21 protein-coding genes and 1 pseudogene are annotated in these 19697 nt (G+C 39.6%); 17 read left to right on the top strand and 5 right to left on the bottom strand.

Annotated elements, in window-relative coordinates:
* Positions 1–110 precede the first annotated feature (110 nt).
* On the top strand, positions 111–665 hold the full coding sequence (def, locus tag B5X70_RS13910; protein ID WP_079558517.1) for a peptide deformylase: 555 nt from the start codon (positions 111–113) through the stop codon (positions 663–665).
* On the opposite strand, the gene B5X70_RS13905 is transcribed toward def, so the two are convergent.
* Together B5X70_RS13905 and B5X70_RS13900 are read right to left on the bottom strand one after the other, a co-directional pair.
* The gene (locus B5X70_RS13905; RefSeq protein ID WP_079558516.1) at positions 662–1819 is read right to left on the bottom strand and encodes a lipid II:glycine glycyltransferase FemX; all 1158 of its coding nucleotides are present in this window, start codon (positions 1817–1819) and stop codon (positions 662–664) included. The genes def and B5X70_RS13905 overlap by 4 nt on opposite strands.
* A 2-nt stretch (positions 1820–1821) precedes the next feature.
* A complete protein-coding gene (locus tag B5X70_RS13900) occupies positions 1822–2964 on the bottom strand; it encodes a lipid II:glycine glycyltransferase FemX (RefSeq protein ID WP_079558515.1) in 1143 nt (380 codons plus the stop codon).
* A 509-nt stretch (positions 2965–3473) separates the two neighbouring features.
* Here B5X70_RS13900 and B5X70_RS13890 point away from each other — a divergent pair.
* The 3 genes from B5X70_RS13890 (at position 3474) to B5X70_RS13880 (ending at position 6429) form a co-directional block, all read left to right on the top strand.
* Positions 3474–4133, top strand: a complete 660-nt coding sequence (locus tag B5X70_RS13890) for a class I SAM-dependent methyltransferase (protein WP_157666462.1) — start codon at positions 3474–3476, stop codon at positions 4131–4133.
* A gap of 125 nt (positions 4134–4258) precedes the next feature.
* Positions 4259–5320: a hypothetical protein gene (locus tag B5X70_RS13885; RefSeq protein ID WP_079558512.1), complete on the top strand. Its 1062-nt coding sequence runs from the start codon at positions 4259–4261 to the stop codon at positions 5318–5320.
* A 38-nt stretch (positions 5321–5358) separates the two neighbouring features.
* The gene (locus tag B5X70_RS13880) at positions 5359–6429 is read left to right on the top strand and encodes a GNAT family N-acetyltransferase (protein WP_079558511.1); all 1071 of its coding nucleotides are present in this window, start codon (positions 5359–5361) and stop codon (positions 6427–6429) included.
* On the opposite strand, the gene B5X70_RS18200 is transcribed toward B5X70_RS13880, so the two are convergent.
* The 3 genes and pseudogenes from B5X70_RS18200 to B5X70_RS18195 all read right to left on the bottom strand — a co-directional run bounded on the left by B5X70_RS18200 (position 6426) and on the right by B5X70_RS18195 (position 7594).
* Positions 6426–6824, bottom strand: coding sequence for a hypothetical protein (locus tag B5X70_RS18200; RefSeq protein ID WP_198314225.1), 399 nt, complete (start codon positions 6822–6824; stop codon positions 6426–6428). The genes B5X70_RS13880 and B5X70_RS18200 overlap by 4 nt on opposite strands.
* Positions 6825–6875, bottom strand: a pseudogene (locus B5X70_RS18595) (hypothetical protein); the annotation flags it as partial.
* A gap of 41 nt (positions 6876–6916) precedes the next feature.
* Positions 6917–7594, bottom strand: a complete 678-nt coding sequence (locus B5X70_RS18195; RefSeq protein ID WP_198314224.1) for a hypothetical protein — start codon at positions 7592–7594, stop codon at positions 6917–6919.
* Positions 7595–8006: 412 nt separating this feature from the next.
* Here B5X70_RS18195 and B5X70_RS13870 point away from each other — a divergent pair, with 412 nt between their 5' ends.
* The 13 genes from B5X70_RS13870 to B5X70_RS13810 all read left to right on the top strand — a co-directional run bounded on the left by B5X70_RS13870 (position 8007) and on the right by B5X70_RS13810 (position 19688).
* On the top strand, positions 8007–9803 hold the full coding sequence (locus B5X70_RS13870; RefSeq protein ID WP_079558510.1) for an ABC transporter ATP-binding protein: 1797 nt from the start codon (positions 8007–8009) through the stop codon (positions 9801–9803).
* 3 nt (positions 9804–9806) lie between these two features.
* On the top strand, positions 9807–10202 hold the full coding sequence (locus B5X70_RS13865; protein WP_079558509.1) for a sugar 3,4-ketoisomerase: 396 nt from the start codon (positions 9807–9809) through the stop codon (positions 10200–10202).
* Entirely contained in the window at positions 10174–10623 is a 450-nt protein-coding gene (locus B5X70_RS13860) for a sugar 3,4-ketoisomerase (protein WP_079558508.1), read from the top strand. The genes B5X70_RS13865 and B5X70_RS13860 overlap by 29 nt, the downstream gene beginning before the upstream one ends.
* A complete protein-coding gene (locus B5X70_RS13855) occupies positions 10610–11524 on the top strand; it encodes a DegT/DnrJ/EryC1/StrS family aminotransferase (RefSeq protein ID WP_079558507.1) in 915 nt (304 codons plus the stop codon). The genes B5X70_RS13860 and B5X70_RS13855 overlap by 14 nt, the downstream gene beginning before the upstream one ends.
* The gene (locus B5X70_RS13850) at positions 11521–12012 is read left to right on the top strand and encodes an acyltransferase (RefSeq protein WP_157666461.1); all 492 of its coding nucleotides are present in this window, start codon (positions 11521–11523) and stop codon (positions 12010–12012) included. Before B5X70_RS13855 ends, B5X70_RS13850 begins: the two co-directional genes overlap by 4 nt.
* A 12-nt stretch (positions 12013–12024) precedes the next feature.
* A complete protein-coding gene (locus B5X70_RS13845; RefSeq protein ID WP_079558505.1) occupies positions 12025–12513 on the top strand; it encodes an acyltransferase in 489 nt (162 codons plus the stop codon).
* 2 nt (positions 12514–12515) lie between these two features.
* On the top strand, positions 12516–13646 hold the full coding sequence (locus B5X70_RS13840; protein ID WP_079558504.1) for an acyltransferase family protein: 1131 nt from the start codon (positions 12516–12518) through the stop codon (positions 13644–13646).
* 20 nt (positions 13647–13666) lie between these two features.
* Entirely contained in the window at positions 13667–14608 is a 942-nt protein-coding gene (locus B5X70_RS13835; protein ID WP_079558503.1) for a hypothetical protein, read from the top strand.
* Positions 14599–15702, top strand: coding sequence for a DegT/DnrJ/EryC1/StrS family aminotransferase (locus B5X70_RS13830; protein ID WP_079558502.1), 1104 nt, complete (start codon positions 14599–14601; stop codon positions 15700–15702). Before B5X70_RS13835 ends, B5X70_RS13830 begins: the two co-directional genes overlap by 10 nt.
* Positions 15703–15715: 13 nt before the next feature.
* Positions 15716–16657: a glycosyltransferase gene (locus tag B5X70_RS13825; RefSeq protein WP_079558501.1), complete on the top strand. Its 942-nt coding sequence runs from the start codon at positions 15716–15718 to the stop codon at positions 16655–16657.
* 27 nt (positions 16658–16684) lie between these two features.
* Positions 16685–17608: a glycosyltransferase family 2 protein gene (locus tag B5X70_RS13820; RefSeq protein WP_079558500.1), complete on the top strand. Its 924-nt coding sequence runs from the start codon at positions 16685–16687 to the stop codon at positions 17606–17608.
* Entirely contained in the window at positions 17605–18594 is a 990-nt protein-coding gene (locus B5X70_RS13815) for a glycosyltransferase family A protein (RefSeq protein ID WP_079558499.1), read from the top strand. The genes B5X70_RS13820 and B5X70_RS13815 overlap by 4 nt, the downstream gene beginning before the upstream one ends.
* A gap of 62 nt (positions 18595–18656) precedes the next feature.
* A complete protein-coding gene (locus tag B5X70_RS13810) occupies positions 18657–19688 on the top strand; it encodes an N-acetylneuraminate synthase family protein (protein ID WP_079558498.1) in 1032 nt (343 codons plus the stop codon).
* Positions 19689–19697: the final 9 nt, after the last annotated feature.

The raw sequence follows: 19697 nt of genomic DNA, 5'->3' as shown, positions 1-19697 counted from the left end.
GGTATCCGATGTGAGAAGATTGTTTTTATATGGCAGATGGGAGTTTTCAAAACTATATGATATACATGATTGCGCACGAATAAATAAAAAGTAGCTTATATTTTTAGAAGATGATTTATCCGGTAGTAGTTTATGGCCATCCGGTTTTGCGGAAAGTGGCAGAGGAAATTGAAAGTGATTATGAAGGTTTATCACAATTGATTGAAGATATGTGGGAAACCATGTATAAAGCTGATGGAGTAGGACTTGCTGCACCGCAAATAGGCATTCCAATCAGGTTGTTTGTAATTGATGGTAATGACATGGCTGAAGATTTCCCTGAACTGGAAGGGTTTAAGAGGGTTTTTATTAATGCCGAAATCGTAGAGTTTGAAGGTTCAAAAGTAAATGAGGCCGAAGGTTGTTTAAGTCTTCCGGGTATTCGGGAGGAAGTCTCCCGTCCCAGTAAAATTAGGATTCGTTACGACGATGAAAATTTTGTTGAACACGATGAGGTTTATGAAGGTTTCGCGGCTCGAATCATTCAGCACGAATATGATCATATTGAAGGTAAATTATTTGTGGATTATCTTTCGCCCTTAAGAAAGCGACTGATAAAACGACGATTGAATGCCATCTCGGAAGGTAAGGCAGAAACCAGCTATAAGATAAAACTTCCACGTTAAACAGGAACCTGTTTTCCTTTTCTGCGGTTTTTCCTGATTATGCGAATTGTTTTCTTGATAGTCTGGTTATGAATCAGGTATTTTGATGAGAATAGTAACAACCATTTAATAAATGGTGATGAAAACCAGGTATAAGTTCCGGGGTAGAATATGGTTTCACCACCAAATCTCATTTTGTAAAATGTTGCGCCAAAACGAACCCTGTTTTTAATTTCCTGATTTATCTCCTGCTCTGATAAAATAGCCTTTGCCGAAATATCATCCAATTGAACCAGGTCATAAAATTGGAATCCGTTATCCTTTGCCCATAGCATTAACTGCCACGTAATGGCATCTGAGAAGTTCGCTGTTGCATATTCCCCACTCCAGCCCCAGATTGTGTCGCGAAATGTGTTGCCAAATGTAAAGGCCAAAGATGCAGAAACTACTTCCCCGTTAATCTCTCCAATTAACAAAGTTACCCAACCATTGGGATGCATTTTGTCCCATAAGTCGTAAAGATAGTTGATGTCGGGGTAGCTGCTTATAACACCAATTCTTTCGCAGGTTTTATTAACCAAAGCAAACAACAACGGAATATCTTCTCTGTTGCCGGGTTTTAATTGGATGGGGTTTTTTAGCCCTTCTTTGACACTTTTTCTTCGATTCTTTTTAAAACCGGCGAGGATTTCTTCTTCAGTTTGCCTCAAATCAATAACCTGTGTACACTTGATATTCGGATTCGGAGGGATATAATTTGGATGTTTTAAAAACCCACTTTTTCCAAGAACTTCTGCCAATCCGTGTAGCTTGTAATGTATATCGATTGTTAAATAGCGCAGTCTTTGTTTTCTCGCAAACTTTTTTATTTCAGTTAAAAGCTGAGCAGAACCATTTAATTGACTATTCCCAAAACATGGCCCTTGGGATATATAGCCCACTTTACCGAAAAATGGGATGGCCATTATGTAAATTTGAGTTCCGCAAATAATTTTCTCTTCCTGTTTTATTATAATCCTGAATGCTTGCCATCCATCCCAATGCTTTAGCTCTCCCCATATTGATGTTTGTTCATAACTCGCTCCGTCCATCACTTCGGCAAAAGTATCCCATTCGGGATTTGGGGTGGAGGAGCATATTTCAGTAGATATTTTATGTTTTTTTTTATCACTCATAATCAGGTTGTGTGCGATGCTTTTCTTCTTATACTCCTGATAATTCTTTTTACAAGAGCATTATTCAGCAGGAATTTTGCAGCAAAACTAAATAAGTGCTTCTTTAATTTTGATGGGAAATAAGAATAAACACCCGGGTAAAAAATAATATCTCCGCCAAACCTCATTTTATAAAAGGTTGAGCCGTAATGGGGGCGTTCCTTTATTTTTTGTGTCACATGATTGTTGCCTGCCAAAATCGCTTTTGCAGAGATGGTATCAAGATGAACAAAATCATAATATTTAAAGCCCTTCTCTTTAGCCCAGCAAATGGTTTTCCAATCGATAACATCTGATGCATTCAGGTGAACATAGTCACCTGACCAACCCCAGATGCTGTTTCTAAAGGTATCCCCAAAAGTGAAACTCAACGAGGCGCATACTGGTTGTCGGTCTGTTTCTGCAATGTGCATCACTACCCAATTGTTGGGTGCAAACATATCCCATAATTTATAAAGGAATGAAATATCCGGATATAGAGGCTTAGTATCCCTCCTTTTGCAGGTTTGATCTATTAAATCAAAGAGTAGTTCTATGTCATTTCTGGTTCCGGTTCTGATTTCCAACCCATGTTTTAAACCTGAACGAATGCTTTTACGCCGACCTGATTTAAAACCTGCCATAATGGTGTCCAGATCCTGTGTCAGGTCAAGTAGAAGTGTGCTGGTAATTGGCGCCTCTGGTGGCAACCGGTCAGGATGTGGTGAGAAATCTTTATCTTCGGTAATTTGCGGTAATTCCTTAAGGTTGTAAGCTATGTCAACAGTAGTGAATTGAAGTTTGTTCTTTTTTGTGAATTCCTTGATTTGGTCAACCATTAGTTTTACGGCATCATTTCCTGCGCTATTTATACATGGCCCTTGCTGGATATACCCAAATTTGCCAAAAAATGGAATTTCAATGGTGAGTATTTGTGCTCCGCAAACTATTTTATCATTCTCTTTTACTATTACTCTGGCAGAATTCCAACCGGATAATGTCATGGTATCGGCCCAAACCGATGATTGTTCATGGCATACCGATGATATTCCGGATATAAACTGATCCCATTCGGGGTTTGTCTGATTGGTACATATTTCAAAGGTCAAAGAGTTATTCTGACTCATACTGGAATTTTTTCATGTTATATTATTATCAAATGTAGAAAGAATATGCTCCATATTCTCTCTTTTTATATCAATGGAATCCTTTTTTTGATTAACAGTACATATTGTTATTCCAATTTTAAATGCAATCAAAGCGATCATGACATTTGATCTGGAAATTTGATCAAAACTTTTTATGTTTTGATCAAATAATCCAATTCTTTGGTGGAAGTGAATATGAGATTTTTGAACTGTTTTCTTAACTTGAAATTCTCTTTTAAAACTGCAGTACAATCTCGCAGTGATTGTATGGTCGCTCTTAAGAAATTTTTTTTGAGCGTTTTGAGAAATCTCCCTTAAAAAGTTCCTTTTAAGTTCATTTGTTAAAACACAATAAATATATTGCTATGATTAATTTTTTTATTTTTATCAACAAAATTTACAAAAAGAATTGGGTGCCAAAACGAATATTCAGGTTTCCGTATAGTCTTTTAGTCGGCATGTGTCTTGGATTATTTAAACGCGATGATTTGGCTAAGATTGATCGGATTTTATATGATGAAAGAAAAGAATACTTTAATGATGAGCATAATAAGCATCTGTATAGATGGGAAAAGGAGTTTGTTAAGCGATATTTTTCAAAAGTAAAAACCATTTACATTACCGCAGTTGGTGGTGGAAGAGAGTTATATGGATTTCATAAACTTGGGTTTGATGTATCCGGTTGTGAATACAATAGCCTTTTTAGAAAAAATGGGAATGAGTTTTTTAAAAGGGAGAACTTGCCACTTTCCATTGAGCCTGTTGAAAGGGACGACTTTCCCGAACTAAATAAAACCTACGATGCTGTAATAATTGGATGGGGTTCGTACATACACATTAAAGGAAGAAATGTGCGTGTAAACATGTTGCGTAAAGCCTCGAAGGCACTTGAAAAGGACGGAATAATTGTTGTTTCATACTGGCCTGCAAAATGGATGAGGCTTAACTCTAAAAGGCTTGAAAAGGTTGGTAACTTTTTTGCCCGTTTACGGGGCAATGAGACAGTTGAGAGAGGAGATTGTCTTGACCCTGAATTTGTAAGGTTCTATCATTCTGATGAAATTAAAGATGAGCTGAATGAAGCCGGATTCGATCTTTTTGAATACAGGGAAGATGAATTTGGGGTGGCCATCGGAAAGAAACGTTAGATTCTGCAGTATCTCCATTGGTCAATCAATTATTGCCGTTTGTAAACGGCAATAATTGAATCATGTAAAAAATAAGATTATCTACACTATATAAAGTAATTTTACTCTGTTAAGAATAAACAAGCATGGAGTATAACAGAGAACAACTTTCAGGTAAAATAATTGTAAAAGTTGTTGACGAAGGTCAGTGGCGTTCTGATTTAAAGGCTTTCAGTTATAGCCTTTTTTTATCGCCTGAATGGGTGAACTCAGTAAGCAGTAATCTTATTCGTCCGGTATTTCTTAATTTTTTAATTGATGATGCAACCGTAGCAAAATTGTCCGGGGTACTCGTATATTCTGGAAAAATTAAAGGGAAACAAATTTATTGCTATGCTTCTCCAGCTTTAAAAACGCAGGATGAGGCTCTGTATAATTCAATACACACTGCTCTATTGAAATTTGCCAAAAAGGAAGGAATAGCCAGAATTGTAATGGGTTCTTACGATCAACAGCATAATATGGAATGCAATGCGCCGGGGTTTTTCAAAACCCGGCGCTTTGAGTATGTGGTAAATTTGAAGGGAGATAAGGAGTTGCATTTTAGCAAAGGATTTAAGAAAAACGTGAAAAAGGCGTTGAATGCCGGAGCCAAAGTATTAAGCAGTAATTCTCCGGTAGTTCTCGGAAAATTGTTTGAATTACTTGAAAATACTCGTCAGGTTCGTTTTCAGAAGTATGGAACCGATTATAACCCATTTTATTTGCAGTATTGGAATAAAGAATCAATACTGCATTTGGTAAAAAGTAAATTAGGTGTGTTGCATTATGTGGTGGATGAGAATGATGAAATTCATTGTGTCGTATTAAATATTGAACAGGACGAGCGTATTTATGGTTTATTGATGGGTTCGGATGATTTTACTTATCAGAATGGAATATCTTCGATGGTTGATTCTTTTTTTATAGAAAAATTCAGCAAAGAAGGCTTTCAATATTACAATCCCGGTGGAGGAACCGGTGATGATGGAAATGCAGGGATTGAAAAATACAAACGTTCCATGGGTGCTGAAAAGATTGAACTCAGTGGTTCAACGACCAATTTTCTGATTTATCCCCAAAAATTCCTGAATCCATTATTAAATTTAGGTCGCAAACTCCCTGCAACAGATAAGGGGGTAATTGGTTTTCTGAAGAGATTTATATAGAAATTTCCGGTAAATAAATGTTTTAAAGTCAAAGAACTATGACCATGGTTAGGGTAAAAGATAAAATCAGGGTAAAAGAGGTATCGAAAGAGGAGTATGAATCAGGTTTGTCTGATTATTGTTATAGTCTTTTTTTAACGTCGGCTTTTATGGAATCCGTGGCCGATGGGAAGCAGATTATTTACCTGCATTTTGAACGAGGTGGTGCTGTGGTAGCTAAAATTGCAGGACTGGTAGAGTATGGCAGCCGTATTACAGGTCGCTATTTTTATTTCTATGCCGGTCCGGCATTAATTGAGAAAAGTGAACAATTATATAATGACTGCCTCACGCCATTATTGAAATTTGCAAGGAGAAAAAGACTTTCAAAAATTGATATGCTCTATTATGACCAGCAATATCAATGGAAATGCAATGCTAAAGGGTTTTATCATCGTACAAATCGTGAATTTGTGCGGTTTCTGGAAAATGAAGAAGAACCACTGAAGTTTAGCAAATCGATAAAGTACAATTCCAGAAAGGCCGCAAAGCTGGAGCCAAAGTTGCTTGAGGAGACTTCTCAACGCATTCTGGATAAACTACATGAGCTGTTGTCTGAAACACAGAGGATAAGGAATGAAAAGTTTAACGGAAAATACTATCCTTACCCATATAAAAACATGAGTAAAGAAGCGGTAGATAAGCTGTTTGCTGCGGGGTTACTTCGGCTTTATTATCTGGAGGTTGATGGGGAAATACACTGTGTAAGATGTGCATTGGTGCGTGACAAGAGGATGTACGGGATTATGATTGCTGCCGACGAGTTTGCTTATGCCAATGGATTGCAGCACTATCTGCAACACCATCTGATAACCCAAATCCATAAAGAAGGATATAAATATTATAATGTCTCCATTGTAGATTTTGGCGAGGATGGATTGGTGAGCTATAAGGAATCTTTAGGGTGTAAGCTCCATAAGGTTCATGGAGCTTACACGCATTTTATAACTTTTCCACATGTGCTGTTAAATCCGGTTATGAATACAGGCCGTTTCCTGGCAAAGAGTCCATTATTTGCCAAAGTGGTTAAATTTGGCTCAAAAATAATTGCAGGCCGTGATGATGACTAAAAACGAGCAGTAATAATTGCTCGTGCAGCCATTGTTTCGTTCCAGGCTTTAAGAGCCATTGATTCCGGAACCTCAACATCATCAAAAGTGACCATCTGGCCGGGTTCCAGTTTTCGCTTTATATGCACTTGTTCCATGAGGCCAATTGGAACCATGGTTTCGTTGCCTTCCAGTTCAACTACTTCACCACGCACGAAAAATGAACCTATTCCTTTATCAATAATGGTTCCCGGTGCAATTTCTTTTTTGGCTATGGTAGCAACCCCTGTGGTTGGATTTTTCCCGTTGTCCAGCAATACATTGCGGGTTAAATAAAATTGTTTAATGGTTTTGGGAATTTCAAAATAGCACAGGTGAATGGGTTTATAATGCAAATAGAAAGGCCCGTCTCCCATTTTATATGTTTTTAACCCCTTTGCAAGGTCAGGGAAATGTGTGGCGACAATAAAAACCCCGGGAGGAGCCTGCGGGGAGATGATATAATCGCTTAATACTTTATCTGTTCCATGGCTTTTTTGGCCAATGCATTAGCACCGTCTTCAAGGTTAGAAACTCTTTCCCCGATGAGTCCTTGTTTGGCAATTTGAGCGTTGAACCCGTTTGCAACCAGACACTGTTCTATTTGCAATTTTGTGCCATCGGTAAAGGATGTCACCGAGTTGAGTGTAAAGCCCTGTTTTTCTGCCCAATAAGTCATCTCTTCTACCGGAGGATTCTGATTTAGAAATCCCTTTATATTGCCATATACCAAGGGTGTGAAGCCCATATCAATGATTTCATTGTGAAGAGCAGCCAAACATCCGGGTTGGTCTCCTTCTGCCTCTGTAATTTGACCTTTTTGCGATAGCCATGAACCTGACAGAACCTGGGTGTCGGCATCCATGGTCACAACAGGGAGGTTAAATGTAAACGCAATGGTGGCAATTTCGGTGGAGTAGAGCGGGTCTCCGGTGCTGATGACAATGATGTCAGACTTCTCCATGAGCCTTTCAGGCTCGTGAGTTAACAAACTCTGTTCAACTTCCAGACCGGGTATATTTCCTTTTCGCCGCGTGAGTATTCCTGAGATTTTCATGTCGTTCCTTTTCGACAACAGAAGCGCCAATCCCCGTCCAATACATCCGGTGCCAACGATACCTACTCTTATAATTGGATATGTAGTCATAAATAATACAGTTTGTGAATTAAGTTTTGGAATGATCTCCATATTTTTATTCACAAATTACTGCCAATTATTTCTTAAAATCACGTTGTTTTGATAGTTGGTATAAACAGGTTGATGAACATCAGATTTCGAATGATGGAGAGTTGATGTTTTCTTAACCATCAATTGAAACCTTTTCGTTTCATATAAAGAATGCTTTTTTCAGCATTTTTCATTCATCTTATAAATGTAGTTTTTCGGCATTGATTTACCGTAATTAATCACATTTTAAAAAAAGTTTCTATCAGGAGTACTAAATTAGTACTCTCAATTGCTTCGAGTCGGCTGGGTGCAACATTTAAAAAATGTGACTCAGGAGGCGGAGCCGTGAGAAACGTTAATGAATTTGAATTAAAAGAAACGCCATTATTTAATGCTTAAACAACTAAAGAACATCAGCCAGGTACGTTATTTTATCTTTTACTACGAGAAGCTGGGCTACCGTATTCCCTTACTGCTATTTATGAGTGCCATCGTAGCTTTTTTTGATGGTCTTGGGTTGGCTTTGTTTATACCCTTGTTTCAGGTGGCTGAATCGGGTGATGCATCTGCCTCTGATATGGGAAACCTGGAATATTTAATCCGGGTTTTTGATTATCTGGGTATTGAGTTAACGGTTGGAGTCATCCTGATTTTTCTTTTAGGAATGTTTGCCTTTAAGGGGATTATAGGATTTATCAATATGTATTACTTCACCCGCATACGGGTGAAGTTTATGAAGGAATTGCGCATCAAATTGGTTCAGGGACTTTGTAATATTTCTTATCCGGGTTTTGTAAATATAGACCTGGGTCGCATTCAAAATGTGATTACCGCTGAGATTGGAAAAGCAGGAGGAGCGCTTTTAGGTTATTTAAGTACTTTGCAGGCAGCCATCATGCTGGTAGGATATTTGGCACTGGCTTTTATGGCAAACTTTAAATTTGCACTGCTTATTACGGTTGCCGGTTTGTTATCCAGTTTTATTTACAGATACATCAACAGAAAAGTGGAAACATCTTCCCTGGAGCAGTCCTATATTGGGAATGGATTACAGGGAAAGGTGCTTGAGTCGGTGTGGAATTACAAATACTTAAAAGCCACCGACTTAATATCAAAATACCGAAGCATGTTAATTGGGCTAATAAACGAAGCCGAAGATTTAACCATGCGCATGGGTAAACTCAACGCCATTTCGGCGGCTTTGCGGGAGCCGGTATCCATTGCCATGGTGGCCGGGGTCATATTTGTTCAGGTAGTTTTGTTCGATGTTTCCATGTTCAGCATAGTATTGAGTTTGGTCTTCTTCTATCGTTCTTTAACCAGCCTCATGTCCGTTCAGAATTCATGGCAGAGTTTTCTGGTCAGTTCCGGAGGAATTAAAACGGTAAGGGAATTGTATGAAGAGTTCGACCGCAAAGTTGAAAGTACCCACCATGAAGATGTGGAGCCGTTAAACTCTGAAATTCGCTTTGAAGATGTTTACTTCTCGTACGGGAAAAATATTTCGCCGGTATTAAACGGCATATCACTTTCCATTGAAAAAAATCAAACCATTGCTTTTGTTGGTGAAAGCGGGTCGGGCAAAACAACATTGGTTAACATGATGGCCGGATTGTTGCTGCCTGAAAGGGGGAAACTGCTGATTGACGGAGTTTCTTTAGCTCCGTCTCGCGTGCGCAGTTTCCGGCGCATGGTTGGATACATCACGCAGGAGCCTGTGGTGTTTAACGACACTGTATTCAACAATGTCACCTTTGGTTCTGAAAAGACGGAGGAGAATATTAAGCGATTCTGGGAGGTGATGGAAAAAACAGCACTTACCGCTACCATTAAAAATATGCCTGAAGTAGAAGATTCAATGTTGGGCGATAACGGTGTTTTGATTTCAGGTGGACAAAAGCAGCGCATCTCCATAGCTCGTGAACTCTTCCGTGATTGTTCTCTTTTATTGATGGATGAGGCCACATCGGCTCTCGATTCTGAGAACGAGGGAATTATTCAGGCAAATATCAATGCGCTGAAAGGAAAATATACCATTGTCATCATAGCGCACCGTTTGTCAACGGTGCGCAATGCTGATGTGATTTACCTTCTTGATAAAGGTCAGATTGCAGCTTCGGGATCCTTTGCCGAACTTCAGGCCAAATCACCGCGATTCCGGAAAATGGTTGAACTACAGGAATTCTAATATATGGAACAATTAATTGACTTGCCAAAAATTCCCGACAAACGAGGGAACCTCACTTTCCTTGAAAACCAAAAACATTTTCCCTTCAAAGTAAATCGTATTTTTTGGACGTATGATGTCCCCGGCGGAGAGTTGCGTGGAGGACATGCCTATCAGGAACAGCAGGAGGTGATTATTGCTCTTTCGGGAAGTTTTGATGTGATAATAAAAGATAAAAACGGAGATGAGAGAAGATACCATCTCAACCGCTCATATAAGGCACTGTATGTGCCGCCACTCACGTGGCGTCACATGGAGAACTTCAGCACCAATGCACTCTCACTGCATCTTTCTTCACAGCCGTTTTCAGAATCCGATTATATAAGAGATTATGAGTTATTCCGCAAAATTAACGGGTAAAGATACCCTTCCTTCAGTTTTTGATTGTCACATCTACCAACTCAGGCAAATTTCCGCTGTTAGCGGTAGAATTACGCCAGTAGAGAATGGATTTGATTTGCCTTTTGATGTGCAGCGGGTTTTTTATCTTTATGATATACCGGCCGGCGAAAACCGTGGAGCTCATTCACATATTGAATGCCACCAGTTTTTGGTGGCGGCCAGCGGTAGTTTCGAAGTGATGGTTGAAGATGGCATTCATCGAAAAACACTGTTTTTAAATCAGCCTTTTATGGGATTACATATTCCTCCGGGAATATGGGCCAGAGAGCAAAATTTCTCATCGGGTTCCATTTGTCTTGTTCTGACTTCACATCCTTATGATGAGAGTGATTACATCCGCTCATACGATGATTATCTGAAATTCCGTGGATTGGAGTAAAGGCTATATAATAAATCCCGATGATTTCCGAAGCGGGCAGCTTCTGATGTCTCCATTCACGAGTGGTTATCAGTTTCGGAACCATAAGTTGTGGAGCAACTTTCTGAACGATGGTTTGCCATACGTGACCGTTGACGACAGGCGATTTTTCTTTACGCCATCCGGAACTTCAGCGTTGGAAGCTGTTTTTAATCAAATTAACCCGGCTCCCGAAGATGAAATATGGATTGTCACCACCAGCGGAAATCATTATATCAGTGGATGCGTTACGCGCACCATCGAGAAATTTTGCCGGTGGAGCCGGCAAAAAACTGAAAAATCCAAAGCCATTCTGGTAAATCACGAATTTGGGTTTGTATATGATGGAATGGAAGAGTTGGCTGCTCACAATCTTCCTGTGATTGAAGATTGTGCTTACTCAATGTATTCGTCTAAAAATGGAATTAAAGCCGGAACGCTAGGCGATTACGCCATTTACAGCATGGCGAAAATGTTTCCGATACAGGCCGGCGGGCTGGTTGTTTCAAACAGAAACAGAGAGTTTACCGGGGTTTGTGAACCAGACAGCCGTAAATATTTCAAGGCATGTTTTCATTATTATCATCAGCAAAGGCAACAAATAATTGATGGGCGCCTGAAAATTTTCCACTTATTTGAAGAAAAGTTCAGAAATGCAGGCCTTGAACCTCGCTTTGAGCTTCAGGATGGAGAAGTTCCCGGTGCGTTTTTATTTAAAGCTCCCGGATGGCCACTTGATGAACTTAAAGTTTTTCTTCAGAAACAGGGCATTGAATGCAGTGTTTTCTATGGAGAGGATGCGTTTTATCTTCCATGTCATCAAAATATGAATGCCGACCATATAGATTATATCCTGACATTGATAAAATATTTCAAAAAATGATTCTATCCAATATTTCGTTTGGCGAAAATGTGGTTGTTCACCCTTCTACTTCAATCAATAATGTGGCGTTTGGCAATAATATAAAAATAGCCAAAGAGTGCACCATTCATGGAAGTGAAGAGCATATTGTGAAAATTGGTTCAGGCACCATTTTCGGTATGTATGTAACTCTTGATGGAACTGAAGCGGATATTGAACTGGGCGAAAATGTATCCATTGCACAACACAATGTTATTGTCTCTAATTGGGGATTAACCGAAAAATCTGTCATCAATGCTCTTTTTGAAAAAAGAGCTGCACCTATTCGTATCGGCGACCATTCGTGGATTGGTTCAGGATGTGTTATTGCGCCGGGGGTGACCATTGGCAAATTCTGCGTTGTGGCCTCTAACAGTTATGTAGAGAGTGATGTCCCTGACTTTACAATTGTTGGTGGAAACCCGGCTCGGGTAATCAGAACCATTGAACCATCTGAATTAGGTCTTTAATAAAAAGCAGGCATGATTCATTCAAATATCATTACCGGTAAAAATGTTTCAGTTCATCCTTCCGTATCCCTCAATAATGTGAAGTTGGGGGATGATGTGAAAATTGGAAAGCGCACCACTATTTTTGGACATCCTTCGAGAATACTTCAGATAGGGGACGGTACGCGTGTTGGCAACAACACCATCATCAACGGATTTGCAGCGTCTTTATCCATAGGAAAGCGTTGTTCCATCGGGACGTTTTGCCACTTTATAGTGGATACCGGGCCAACGGCCAGTTCATCTATGTTAAATAAGTTCCCAATTAAAGAGTCTTCTATAACAGTTGGTAATGACTGTTATATTGGCCACGGTACCATGATTATTGCCGGTGTTACCATTGGAGACGGGGTGTATATTCATCCAAAAAGTTTTGTGAATCGGGATATTCCTTCTTATACGGAGGTGGGTGGCTCACCGGCAAAGGTGATTCGGAAAATTGATATAGATAATATCACATAAACATGCAGACCAAAGAAGACAATATCCTGAAAGAAAAATCGAAGAGACTTTATTGGCCGGAATTGGATGGTGTTCGATTCTTCGCTTTTTTGCTCGTTTTCGTGCATCATCATCCTTTGTTTATGGAAGTACCTGTTTTGAAGTACTTTTATGAGTATGGATGGATTGGTGTTGACCTTTTTTTCGTGTTGTCGGCTTATCTTTTTACAAGACTTTTGCTTGTGGAGTATGAAAGGACTAATACCATTAGTTTTAAGAAGTTCTATACCAGACGTATTTTCCGTCTCTGGCCACTGTATTATGTTTTTGTTTTCATTGTTGTGCTTTTATTTTTATATTCTAATGATTTTGATGTTAGTCGATATCTATGGATACGTATAGCAGGGCTTCTAACTTTCACGGATAATATTATTACTGCTTTTGCCGGGTTTAATCCGCTGACAATAACCTCTCATCTTTGGACAATTGGTTACGAAGAACAATTTTATGTTTTAATTCCCTTAATCATCTTTTTTCTTGCCAATAGACCTGCAAAAAGCCGATGGGCCATGTTAATTGGAATTTATGCGTTATGCAGTATAATTCGTTTAGCTATGATTTTGCAGGAAGTACCACATCCAGGGCTATGGGTGCTTCCGGTCACTCATTTTGAATCTATGCTTTTGGGTGTCGTGATTGGTTTTGGAGGGGCTGATTTTATTTTAGGTAGAATAAAGCCTGAGGTCACTGGTATTATTGGTATTGTTTTTTTTGGCTTAATAATGTTGCTGCCTAATTTGGATGTAATTTCAGGTTGGCTAATATTATCTTATTCATTTGTAGGTGTTTCAACAGCAATGGTTTTCTATGCAGTATTGCACAGTGAAGTTTTAAAGCGCTTTTTTTCAAAAGAACTGTTTGTTTTTCTGGGCAAACGTTCATACGGACTTTATGTTTTTCATCTGGCTGGAAATTCCTTGGCTTTTGGATTGGTTGAAGTGATGGGGATACCCCAAGCTCATCAGAACGGAGTATCATTTTTATTTTCATTGATGATAACAATACTCTTGTCGGTGGTTTCATATCAGTATATTGAAAAACCCTTCCTGATACTAAAAAGGAAATTTGAAGTTGTTGTAACACGACCAATATAAGGACATCAGAAATAGAGTGTATGTTATTTAGTTTTGTAAGATATCATGATGATGAGAAAAAGGCATGGGATGAGTTTATCCAACAATCCTGGAATGGCGTTTTTCTTTTTTATCGCTCATTTATGGATTATCATCAGGAGCGGTTCACCGACCACAGTCTGTTGGTTTATAAAGGTAAAAAACTCAAGGCCGTTTTGCCGGCCAATGAAAATGATGGCGTGCTCTATTCTCATCAGGGATTGACCTACGGAGGATGGGTATTGTCCCCGCGTTTTTCATCCTCCGATTTGGATGCATTATTTCTTGATTTGGAGGTTTATCTGAAGGAACAGGGAATTAGACGCTTTGAGTATAAACAGAAACCGTATGTGTTTGACAAGCATCCCAACGATTCTGATTTATGGGTGTTATGGAAAAACGGCTATGAGATGTGGCGCAGAGATTTGTCTTTTTTTATTGATTTGAAAAACTTTGCCGGATTTGCACGAGATAAACGATACCGGTTTAATAAGGCCGGACGAAACAATTTAAGAATTGATGAAAAAGGAGATGCTGCCACTTATATGACATTGGTTAATGAAAACCTTTCAAGAAAATACAATACGAAAGCGGTGCATAGCACCGATGAGGTTTTGCTTTTGCAAAACCGTTTTCCTAAAAATATAAAAACCATTTTGGTTTACCGGGAAGACCTTTTTTTAGGTGGAACGTGGATGTTTACCGACAACGATTTTATTCACACACAATATCTTCATTTTAACGATGAAGGCCGCGATTTATGTGCCGCCGAGTTTTTAATTAATTACCTGTTGGATACTTATAAAGATAAGCGTTATTTAAGCTTCGGGACTTCCACCGAAAAGGATGGTACGATGTTAAATGAAGGTCTGGCTTCGTTTAAGGAGGGTTTTGGGGCTGCAGGTTTTTGTCACGATTTTTATAGAAAAGAGATATGCAGGTAAAATTTCTTGATTTGCTAAAGGTTAATGAACCTTATTTTCCTGAATTAATGCAATCCACTCAAGAATTCCTTGAGAGTGGATGGTACATTTTGGGCAATGAGGTAAAGGCTTTTGAGAAAGAGTATGCAGCTTATTGTGGAACTCCATATTGTGTAGGAGTTAGTAATGGGCTAGATGCTTTGCGGTTAATTTTTGAAGGGTATAAAGTCCTTGGAAAACTCAAGGAAGGGGATGAGGTAATTGTTCCGGCCAATACGTATATTGCTTCTATTTTGTCGGTTACTCAGAGCCGTTTGAAACCTGTGCTTGTTGAACCTGATGCTGAAACTTATAACATCAGCCCTGAAGAGGTTCTTAAGGCCATTACTTCTAAAACCCGAGCGGTGCTTGCGGTTCACCTGTATGGCCAGTTGGCCGATATGGAGGCTTTGCAGGAGATTTGCAAAAACCATTCGCTGTTGTTGGTTGAGGATGCTGCGCAGGCGCATGGAGCAACTTGTCGAAATGGCAAGTTGGCCGGAAACCTTTCCGATGCCGCCGGCCATAGTTTTTACCCCGGAAAGAATCTTGGTGCTTTGGGCGATGCAGGAGCCATTACTACTTCCGACGAAGAGCTTGTGGGTGCTGTTCAGGCTCTGAGAAATTATGGTTCCCACAAAAAGTACTACAACATGTACGAGGGGTTCAATATGCGTTTGGACGAAAATCAGGCGGCCTGGCTTCGCATCAGGTTAAAAGGTTTGGATAATGAAAACAACCGGCGCAGAGAGTTGGCAAAGGTCTATAACGAAAAACTGAACAAGGAGAAATTAATTTTGCCTCTTGAGGCAAAATATGGTAAACATGTTTACCATATTTATCCGGTTTTGCATCCCGAACGCGATAACTTACAAAAACATTTACTGGAAAATGGTATCCAAACCATGGTGCATTATCCTGTGCCACCGCACAAGCAGGAAGCTTTTAAACATTGGTCGAACTACTCTTTTCCGTTAACGGAAAAGATACATAATCAGGAGTTGAGTCTTCCAATAAGTCCGGTGCATACCAATGAAGAGATTGAGTATGTTGTGAATGTGATGAACCAATTTTAGGAGTAAAAGAAACATGACAGAAAAATCCCTTCCAAACAGATGTGATGAGCTGGTAACGGTTGTGGCTTTGTGTTACAATCAAAGCCGTTTTTTGAGAAAAACGTTGGACAGCATTATTAACCAGACATGGGCTCCAGGACATTTTTACATCATCGATGATTGCAGCACCGACAATTCTGTATCTGTAATAAATGAGTGGTTGGCTGAAAACAACCATCCGGCTACTTTGATTGTGCATGAAACCAATCAGGGCATAACGCGAACCATGAATCATGCGTTGTCCCTTTGTAAAACAAAATATTTCCATCCTTGGCCTTGCGACGACATTTTGATGCCTGATAAAATCGAGAGCCAGGTTACATATATGGAATCATTGGATTGGAAGCCGGGGTTTTTGTATGGTGATATTCAGTGGATTGATAATGATGATAACCTTTTGCGAGAATCGGTAGTGGCCGACAGAAAAAAACTCTTTTCGGACAATAAAATGCCATGTGGATTTATTTTTCCGGAGTTGGTTCAGCATGGTTGTTTTATTCCTACGGCTTCGGGTTTGTATGTTACCAAAGTTTTAAAAGGCCTTGGCGGTTTTGATGAAGAATTGTTTGCCGAAGACTGGGATATGTTTATGCGCATTGCATTGCATTCCGGAATTGCCTATAAGGAGCAGGTTTTCAGTAAATATAGAAGACACAATAGCAGTGCCGAAGTTTCCAAAGGTGAGCGTTACTGGAAGGGTCATTTTAAAATATTGCCAAAATATTTGGGTGTAAACCCAAATTACGACACCATTATTTGGGATAAAATAGGACGTGATGCCTTACAGGCAGCACGTGATGGAGCAAAAAACAGTTGGCGGTGGTTATGGCAGTCTGCACTTAAAACCCGCAATTTTAAAATACTATATTCATATTTGCGAATAAAAATGAGGGTTGCAGTTGGATTCGTTTTGTAAATTTATCTACCCAAATCAACCTTGATAATGAGCAGCAATTCTTCCCTTGTGCCAACAGTATCGGTTATTATTACCACCTATAATCGTCCTCGCTATTTTAAAGAAGCGTTGGATAGTGTTTTTAACCAAACCTACAATGATTTTGAGGTCATTGTGGTGGATGATGGAACGCCGGGGGATGAAAACGAGCAGATTTGTGATGCTTATCCAGAGGTAAAGTATCATAAAATATCTAATTCCGGAAGTCCGATAGTTCCGCGCAATACAGGAATATCATTGGCCAAAGGAAAATATATTGCCTTTTTAGATGATGATGACATTTGGTTGCCTGAAAAACTTGAAGTGCAGGTTGAAATTCTTGATAACAACCTTGATTTTGGTCTGGTGCATGGTTACTGTTCTGTTATAGATAGCAACAGGAATGTAACAGGAGAAATTGCCGGAAGATTAAACGACCCGTTGAGGAAACACGGCTATGTGTTTGACCATATGGTTGGCAATTTTACGGTTATGATGTCCACCGCCTTAATCAGACGGGAGGTAATTGAAAAGACGGGAGGGTTTGATGACAGTATCCCGGCAGCCGGTGAAGACATGGAGTTTTATACCCGTTTGGCATTTTACACTCAGTTCTGGTTTTTAGACCAACCGTTAATTCTGTATAGAGTTCATGATGCAGGGATATCGGTTAACAATTATAATTACAACCATCTGCCGGTGGTTCTTTACCGTACGGTAAAGAACCTGAAACAAAAAGAGGGACTCGAAAACAAAAGGTTCAGGCCAATAGTTCGTCGTCTTTTGCTTCAACAGGTAGCCATGGCAAATTCAAACCGGACTTTCCGGACAGCGTTTATGAATTCTTTTAAAATATCCCCCTTGTTTTGGTTGAAACCGATTGTAGTTTGGGGGTTAATTCTACGTTTTCCTAATTTTTTAAAGTTTAAATGAGAATTGGTGTAAACCCTCAGAAATCAAACATTCAGGAGCTTTCACATAAAAGGCACAGAGTTATTTTGCCTTTTTGGATTCCAAATGTTATTGACAGCTATTTTAAGAACCAACCGGAGGTATTGTATTGGTGTCTTAAAAGCCTTACAGAAACCATCAATCCGGATAATACAGCCATTACGCTTATTAACAATAATTCATGTGCCGAGGCATCTCAAGTTGCTGAGGCTTTTGTGGAAAAAGGGGTGATTGACAAATATGTGGTATTGAATCAGAATCGGGGGAAATTAGACCCTTTACTAACCGAAGCCAAGGGGGCTTATGAGGAATTCATTACTCTTGCTGATGCCGATTTTCTTTTTTATCAGGGCTGGGAGGATGCTGTAATTGATGTTTTTACTTCATTCAGTCGGGCAGGTGTGGTTACCTGTTATCCGTGTCCCCACTTATCGTTTCATTACAACTCTGCCTGGGTTTGGAACATGCAAAGGCGAACGGGAAAAGTCGTTAGCTGTGAGGATTTAAAAATGGTAGAACAGGGATTTGGAAATAAAGAGGGTGCCGGAGTTTTTTCAGGTTTAGGGGTAAAAAGGGAAGTTGAATGGAGAGAATTACAATATTATCTGGAAAAAGGAGATGTAAAGGCATGCATTGGAGCCACGCATGCTTTGGCTACCATGAAGCGTGATATTATTCGTAAAATTCCCGATAAGAAGGTGAAATATATATTTAAAAACGGGTACGAGCATGAGTATTTAGATTTTGTTCCGGAGCGTCTTGGATATTACAGACTTTCCACTACCCGTTGTTTGGCTTACCATTTGGGGAATTCTGTTCCTGATGAGGTGGTTTCGAGTCATGGGGTAGCTGAGCGAACACAGAAATCATTTCCAATTTATAAACCACGTACGTGGTTTATAAACCGCATTATTTACCCTTTGGCAAATCCAATACTTCGATTTGTTCGTAAATATCGGTTGATTTAAAGCTAAGTTATTCATTCATCATCAATGAAATAATTTAACGCATCAATAACTAAATAAATATCATGAAAATATTAAACCGGGAAATCGGTGAAGGTTTTAAACCTTTGATTATTGCCGAAATAGGGATTAACCATGAAGGCAGCCTTTCAGTGGCTAAAGAGATGGTGGATGCGGCACATCGTGCAGGCGTGGAGGTTGTTAAGCACCAAACGCACATTGTTGAGGATGAAATGGCGCCGGCTGCAAAAAATGTGATACCCGGAAATGCAGATGTCTCTATTTACGAAATAATGGAACGATGCGCTCTCAATGAGGCCGACGAATTAGCTCTAAAAGACTACGTGGAAAGTAAAGGTATGATATTTATAAGCACGCCTTTTTCCAGAGCAGCAGCAGACAGGTTGATGCGTATGAATGTTCCTGCATTTAAAATCGGTTCAGGCGAGTGTAATAACTATCCATTGCTGGAGCACATTTCTGCCTTTGGGAAACCGGTGATTTTGAGTACAGGTATGAACACCATTGAAAGCATCAAAAAGGCGGTAGCCATTTTTGAAAAGTTCAAAGTAGATTATGCTTTGCTTCATACCACCAATCTTTATCCTACACCAAATCACCTTGTGCGTTTGGGCGCAATGACTGAAATGGCCAGCCATTTTCCGGGCATCCCATTCGGACTGTCCGACCATACTTTAACCAATCATGCCTGCTTGGGCGCGGTTGCTTTAGGTGCTTCCATTCTCGAACGCCATTTTACCGACCACAAAGAACGAACTGGGCCTGATATTGTCTGTTCTATGGACGAAAAAGAGTGCAAGGAATTAATTGAAGGTGCAAACATCATATTTGAACAGCGTGGTGGTAAAAAAGAGCCGGCCAAAGAGGAGCAGGTGACCATTGATTTTGCTTTTGCTACAGTATGCTCAATTAAAGAGATAAAGAAGGGAGAAAAGTTTACCATGGAGAATATATGGGTGAAACGACCCGGCACCGGCGAAATTCTAGCTGAAAAATTCAATGAGGTTTTGGGGACAACAGCCGCCAGAAATATTGAAACGGGTGAACAACTGAGCTATAAGGATATACTAAAATAGAACATCGCA

Origin of the sequence: Alkalitalea saponilacus, assembly GCF_900168165.1 — a bacterium.
GTDB lineage: Bacteria > Bacteroidota > Bacteroidia > Bacteroidales > Marinilabiliaceae > Natronoflexus > Natronoflexus saponilacus.
The sequence above is the reverse complement of the archived record's forward strand: the minus strand, read 5'-3'. Positions and strand labels throughout refer to the sequence as shown.